6 protein-coding genes and 1 pseudogene (1 of these 7 running past the window's edge) are annotated in these 6,933 nt (G+C 60.7%); all 7 read left to right on the top strand.

The features are described from left to right. Positions 1-529: pseudogene (locus AABF56_RS16975) on the top strand (ISL3 family transposase) (its annotated part extends 567 nt beyond the left edge of the window); the annotation flags it as partial. Positions 530-638: 109 nt separating this feature from the next. After that, positions 639-1,415 carry a TonB-dependent siderophore receptor gene (locus AABF56_RS16970; protein WP_272806853.1) on the top strand — a complete coding sequence of 259 codons (777 nt, stop codon included), beginning with the start codon at positions 639-641 and terminating at the stop codon, positions 1,413-1,415. 27 nt (positions 1,416-1,442) lie between these two features. Further along, entirely contained in the window at positions 1,443-1,829 is a 387-nt protein-coding gene (locus tag AABF56_RS16965; protein ID WP_272806852.1) for a hypothetical protein, read from the top strand. Continuing rightward, positions 1,805-2,503 carry a TonB-dependent siderophore receptor gene (locus AABF56_RS16960; protein ID WP_272806851.1) on the top strand — a complete coding sequence of 233 codons (699 nt, stop codon included), beginning with the start codon at positions 1,805-1,807 and terminating at the stop codon, positions 2,501-2,503. Before AABF56_RS16965 ends, AABF56_RS16960 begins: the two co-directional genes overlap by 25 nt. Before the next feature lie 165 nt (positions 2,504-2,668). Further along, the gene (locus AABF56_RS16955; protein WP_272806850.1) at positions 2,669-3,196 is read left to right on the top strand and encodes an RNA polymerase sigma factor; all 528 of its coding nucleotides are present in this window, start codon (positions 2,669-2,671) and stop codon (positions 3,194-3,196) included. 81 nt (positions 3,197-3,277) lie between these two features. Continuing rightward, positions 3,278-4,216, top strand: a complete 939-nt coding sequence (locus AABF56_RS16950) for a FecR family protein (protein WP_272806849.1) — start codon at positions 3,278-3,280, stop codon at positions 4,214-4,216. A gap of 149 nt (positions 4,217-4,365) precedes the next feature. Continuing rightward, on the top strand, positions 4,366-6,888 hold the full coding sequence (locus AABF56_RS16945; RefSeq protein ID WP_272806848.1) for a TonB-dependent siderophore receptor: 2,523 nt from the start codon (positions 4,366-4,368) through the stop codon (positions 6,886-6,888). Positions 6,889-6,933: the final 45 nt, after the last annotated feature.

Here is a 6,933-nt window from a genome sequence, read left to right as displayed (position 1 = left end):
CAATGGGATGCTGGATTGCGTAATGGCGCCGAACTGTGGCGGCAGCTTCGCCTGGCTGGTTTTGGCGGAGGCCTGCGTGTTGTCACCGAATGGGCAACGAGACGAAGACGGGCCGAAAAAGGCTGAAAGTGGACTCGGTCATGCTCCCGCCGCGCGTACCGTTGTTCGCCTGATGACCCTCGAGCGCAACAACCTGACCAAGGCTCAAACCATGACGGTGGCCGCCATCGAAGAGAGGCTGCCGGACCTTGTGGAGGCCAGGGATATCGTCGAGAGCTTCCATGGCATGTTGCGCCGCAAGTCCTCCGGTGATCTGGAGGGCTGGATCGAACGCGCGGCGAAAAGCCTGGTCGCATCATTCGCGAATGGCGTTATCCGAGACCGAGCCGCAATCCAGAATGCGATAACCTCCCAGTGGTCCAATGGCCAGACGGAAGGCCAGATCACAAAGCTCAAGCTCATCAAGCGCCAGATGTACGGCCGCGGGAAACTTGATCTGCTTGAGGCACGTATCGTCGGAGTGCCGTGATGTCATCGAGATTGCGTCAGAGCCAATATTGGACGCCGATTGACACTCGATCAAGGAGACGCCGCAGTCCGTCAGCGTTGTGACGAGCGCGCGCATCAAGGACAGCGGCATGACGACCGTCGAGGATGCGTTGAGCCGCACCACGGGTATCACGGTCTCCGCCACGGGCGGTGAGCGCAGCAATTATTATGCGCGCGGTTTCCAGGTCGAGAACCTCATGGTCGATGGCCTGCCGATCAGCCATGATTCCGATACGGTCGGCTCGGCGACGCTTACCATGTACGACCATATCGAAGTGGTGCGCGGGGCGACTGGGTTGCTGGAAGGCGCCGGAAGCCCCTCGGCATCGATCAACCTGGTGCGCAAGCGCCCGACGGATATACAGCAGATCTCCGTTTCGGGTTCTGTCGGCAGCTGGGCGGATTATCTCGGCATGCTCGATGCCAGCGGCCCGCTCAACGAGGCGGGCACACTGCGCGGCCGCATGGTCACGTCTCTGCAGGATGCCAATACGTTCACCCAGGAGTACGAGCACAAGCGTCAACTCTATTACGGTGTTCTCGAAGCCGACGTGACCGACGTGACGATGCTCACTCTCGGCGGTTTCTACAACAAGGAGAAGAACCTCGGTGCGGACTGGAACGGCCTGCCGACCCGGCCGGATGGCTCGTTCTACGATTTCGACCGTTCCGTCCGCTCCAGCCCATCCTGGACCTACTGGAACAAGGAGAATGTCAACGTCTTCGGTGAGGTGAGGCACGAATTCGAGAACGACTGGTTGCTGAATCTCAAGGGTAGCTATGTCGATGCTGAGATGGATATGCTTGGTGCCTCGCTCTATCGGCTCGATCTGACGAAGGACGTGCTGGAGTACAATGTCGGCTAGTATCACTACCATCACAAGCAGACCGCATTGGATGCGAACCTGCAGGGCTCGTTCGATTTCCTGGGCCGCACGCACGAACTGTCGATCGGCGCGAATTATCGCCGCGACAATCACGACGACGGACCGGGCGGCTGGCCGTCCTCCTTCCCCTATCAATTCGATCCGTTCAGCTGGCAGACGTCGATCGACGTGCCGATGCCGGCCTTCAACTATCTCTGGGAACGGCAGGCAAATGCCGTCAACTACGGCGCCTACGCCACGGCGAAGTTCAATATCGCTGATCCGCTAGCGATTCGTTCTTCCGCAGCGCGACCTATACGGAAGGCGCGGCCTTCTCGGCGGATGCCAGGTTCACGCCCTATGTTGCCGCGACCTATGACGTCACTGACATGTTCACCGTCTACGGCAGCGTGACGTCGATTTTCAAGCCGCAGAACTATACGGCTGCAGGGGGCGGGTTGCTGGCTCCAGTCGAGGGCACCAACTATGAGGTCGGTGTGAAGGCGGAGACGCTGGACGGTCGGTTCAACGCGAGCCTCGCGCTGTTTTGGATCGATCAGACGAACCTGCCCGTGCAGCTTCCTACAAGTGCGTGTGGTGGCGCGCCGGAGTGCTATTCGACCGCCGGGGCGGTTCGAAGCCGTGGCTTCGAGGCTGAAGTTTCCGGTCTGATCACCGACGATTGGCAGGTCTTTGCAGGCTACACCTATGTCAATGCGCGCTTCGCGAAGGATTCCACGACGGGCCTCGCGGGCGACCGCTATGGTCGCGACAAGCCGCAGCATATGCTGACTTTGTCGACGGTCTACATGCTTCCAGGTGAGCTGGAAAACTGGCGTGTCGGCGCCTCTGCACGCATCCAGAGCGCAATCGAGGGCAATGTGCGCGGCTACATGAACGCCAGGCAGGGCGGTTATGGTCTTGTCGACCTCATGGCTGCCTACAAGCCGAATGAACACACCGAGTTCAAGCTCAACGTCTACAATCTCTTCGACAAGTCCTACTACAAGAGTGTCGGGTATACGGACAATGCGAACATCCTCGGCGCGCCGCGCAGCTTCATGCTGACCGGCATCTACAAGTTCTAGCTCCCGAGGCGGTTCGCCGGACCGCCTGTTTGGGAATGAGGAAAGAATCCCGAACCATAAACTTGACATTTTTATGCAACTTTATAGGTTTGGGGCTCCAACCGTCCGGACGTGCACTATCGGGTCGGCGGCTTGGGCACCGATTTCCTGCACGAGCCCGACGCAATGACCACCTCCGCAACCGACCTTCAAGATGACCTCATGTCGGTCTATCTGCGGCATTGGAAGATGTTGCGCAGCGCCTTGAAGCGCCGCACCGGCTCGCATGAACTGGCGGAGGAGGCGATGCAGGAGACCTGGATTCGCCTGTCGCGCATGAAGGACGAACCTGCCATCATTCACGATCATCAGGCGCTGCTGCTGCGCATCGCCGGTAATATCGCCATCGATCTTGCCCGCCGGGAAAACCGGCATCGCGCCCGCTGCGTGAGCGATGACACGCTCTACGAGGCGATCGCCGATACCTATCCCTCGCCGGAGGTCTTCGCGATCGACCGGGACCAGTTGCGGTTTCTTGCGCTGGCACTGGCGGAGTTGCCGACGAAAGCCCGCAAGGCCTTGCTGCTCAGCCGGTGCGACGGCCTCTCTCATCGCGAGATCGCCGGAAAGCTGCGTGTTTCGGAAAGCATGGTGGCGAAGTATCTGGCGCAGGCGCTGCGCCATTGCCGCGATCATTTTCGCGCGTCTTCATGATCGTTTCGTTCTTCCGCTGCAAATCGGGACAGGCCGCATCGTCCTTGTTATAGGCTGATGGAGCTTGGAAGAGGGCGAAACGTGTCCGGGAAAAAACGGAAACAGGCAGATATTGCGCTAAGCGACCAGGCGATCGAATGGCTCGTGCTGCTCCATTCCGGCAAGGCCAATGATACCGACCGCGCGGCCTTTGCCGCATGGCGCGAACAATCCCCGGAACACTGCCTTGCGGCCGAGGAGGCCGAAGCCATCTGGCACGGCTTGGGCGTCGTCGGAAACGAGGCGCGGGGCAGGGAGCGCCGCGTTACGACCCGCCGGGCGCTTCTTGGCTCCGCCGGCGTCGCGTTTCTGGGTATAGGGGCTTATCGGTCAGGTCTGCTTGGCCCCGCCATCTTTGCCGATTACACGACCGGGACGGGTGAACAGCGGACGGAGACCCTGCCGGACGGTTCGACGGTGCGGTTGAATGCGCGGACTGCCCTGTCCTTTGATTTCACCACCGGCCGGCGTGCGCTCATCCTTTACTACGGTCAGGCGACGTTCTCCGTGGCGCACGATGCCAGCCGGCCCTTCGTGGTCGCGGCGGCGAATGGCTGGACGCAGGCCATCGGCACCGTCTTCGATGTGGACATGCGCCCCGCCGAAGTGGTCGTCACGGTGGTCGAAGGAACCGTTGCTGTCTCGACGGACGAGGCCGGCGACGAACGCGTTATAGCGAGCGCTGATCATCAGGTCCGTTATGCTGCCGGCCATGCGCTGCACGCCGAGGCCGTGGATGCGGAGAGCGAAACAGCTTGGCGCCGCGGCAAACTCATCTTCAACGGCAAGCCTCTCGGTGAGGTCGTCGCGGAAATCCGGCGCTATCGCGGCGGCGAGATTGTCATCTTGAGCGACAGACTGCGTGCGCTGAAGGTGACAGGCGTGTTCGATCTCAACGATCCGGATGCGATCCTGCGCACCATCGAGGCGACTCTGCCGGTCCGCATCTCCTATCTGCCACTTGTCACGATCCTGCGGTAAGTGTTGTTGACTGAAAAAATCATCTTTCTTGAAGTTTGCACTGCAAGATCGCTGATGCCGTGTCGTCCTTGGCTATGAGGGGACACGAGGCCAGCCGATCGGCGGGCATAAAGGTCCCTGGCATCGATGAGAGCAGGGGACGCAGTTTCATGGGCAAGATGACAGCAACGGTCGACGCGCGAGCGTCGTGGCGGAAAAAGGGATGGCTTGCCACGGCCGCGTGTTGCTTCGCGGTGGCGGGAGCGCCTGACATTGCCGGGGCACAGGCCAAGACGGCGCGGTCGGTAACCGCTGCTTTCGACATTCCCGCGCAGGATCTCGGCGCTGCACTGACGCTCTTTTCCGATCGCGCCGGGCTGCGTCTTCTACTGCCCTCGAGCGTGGTTGGGGGCAAGAGAAGCAGTGCCATCTCGGGTGCACTGACCCGTGAGCAGGCACTCGATCGCCTTCTCAGCGGCACCGGTCTCACCTACCGCTTTCCCGATGCGAGAACGGTGACGATCATCGACCCGGCAGCGACCGGGGCCACCGAGAGTGTAGATGACGGCTCGACGGAGCTTGAAACCATCACCGTTGTCGGCGCGGGCAATTCAGTCACCGAAGGCACGGGATCCTACACGACGGGAGCGATGGGCGCGGCAACCAAGCTGCCGCTCGCCGTCCACGATACGCCGCAGGCCGTTGCGGTCGTCACGCGGCAGAAGATGGACGATCAGGCCATGACGACGGTGGAGGATGTGGTCCGCAACTCGACCGGTCTCAGCCTGCGCAAATGGGGTGGCGAGCGCCAGCGATACTATTCCCGCAGCTTCACGATCAACAATTTCATGCTGGACGGACTGCCGGTGAACTATGAACCGGATACGTTCACCGACGGGACGCTGTCGATGTATGACCATGTGGAGGTGGTGCGCGGTGCGACGGGGCTTGTCACCGGCACGGGCGATCCGTCCGGCACCATGAATTTCGTTCGCAAACGGCCGGGCGACGAGGCGCGGACATCGGTAACGACCAGCATTGGCAGCTGGGCCAACTATCGTGGAGAACTCGACACCGGTGGCCCGCTGAACGAGGAGGGCACGATCCGCGGCCGCTTCGTCACGGGCTTGCAGGACAAGAACAGCTTCATCCGGGATTACGAGAACAAGCGGCAGCTCTACTACGGCACGCTGGAATTCGACCTTGGGGAAAGCACGACGCTCAGCGTGGGCGGCTACTACAATCGCGAAGACAATCCCGGTGCCGACTGGAACGGTCTCGGCACGAACCCGGATGGCACCTTCCTCGACATCGACCGCTCCATCCGGCTGTCTCCGTCCTGGGCCTATTGGGACAAGGCTGGTGCAAGCGGCTTTGTCGAAATCCAGCATGAATTCGACAATGGCTGGACGGCCAAGATTGCGGCGCGCGCGCTGGATACGACGATGGACATGAAGGGCACGTTCCTTCAGGTGCCGACCTACGATGCTGCCGGCAATACCGTCTACGCCATGCGTGGCGGTGCCTATGAATACGAGCGCGACCAGCGGAGTTTTGACGCCTATGCGTCCGGTCCGGTCGAGCTTTTCGATCAGGAGCACGAGTTGGCGTTCGGAGCAAGCCATCGGACCAGCGAAATCTACGATGTCGGGGCCGCGTACAACACCGCGACGGGCGGTTTCGACCTGACGACGATCGATCCCCACACATGGGACCCAAAATCGTTCCCCATTCCGGATATTCTCGGCTACTGGGGCAAGTGGTCGAGAACGCAGGAAGTCAAGGAGACTTCGGTCTACGGGATGGGGCGTTTCTCCCTGATGGATGATCTCAAGCTCATCACCGGCGCCCGTCTCGATTGGTACCGGTACCATTCCACGACGGACGATGCCGGCTGGATCGTCGACAAGACCTTCAGTCAGAATGCCCAGTTCACGCCCTATGCGGGGCTCATCTACGATATCGACGATACCTATTCGGTCTATGCCAGCTACACGAGCGTCTTCAAGCCGCAATCCGGCTATACCAGCGCGTCGGGTGGCGGACTGGATCCCGTCACGGGCACGAACTACGAGGTGGGCGCCAAGGCGACCTTCCTCGACGAGCGCCTGAACATCGGGGCGTCTCTCTTCTACACCCTCCAGGAGAACCTTCCCGAGTCCTTGCCGAGCACACAATGCGCGATCGGCTGGGAATGCTATCGCGGTGTCGGCGAGGTCGAGAGCAAGGGCATCGATTTCGAGGTGTCCGGTGAAATCCTGCCGCGCTGGAATCTGATGGCTGGCTACACCTACACGCATGCGCAGGTCACGAAGGATTCCAATACTGGTGCTGTCGGGGACCTCTACAACACCTTCCTTCCGCAGCATCAGTTCAAGCTTTCCACCATGTATCATCTTCCCGACGAGATGGATAAGTGGCGGATCGGCGGCGCCTTGCGCTGGCAGAGCAAGATGACGTCCGTTTCGCTCAAGGACACGTGGCCCGCGCTCGGCGTGACCCCGGTCGTTCAGAAACCCTATGCCGTGCTGGATTTCGTGATCGGTTATCAGGTGAATGACACGTTCGATCTTCAGCTGAACGTTAACAACGTGCTCGACAAGAAATACTACGAGAGCATTGGCGGCTTCGAAGGCCCGAACTCTTTCGGCGCGCCCCGGAACTTCCTGCTCACCGCCAAGGCGACGTTCTGATGTCTTCCGGACACACGCGGCCGCTTGTCAGCCGCGTGTGTCGCA

It is taken from the genome of Shinella sp. WSC3-e (genome assembly GCF_945994535.1).
Taxonomy (GTDB): Bacteria; Pseudomonadota; Alphaproteobacteria; order Rhizobiales; family Rhizobiaceae; genus Shinella; species Shinella yambaruensis.
Note: the sequence above shows the minus strand (reverse complement) of the source record. Positions and strands in the feature narration are given on the sequence as shown.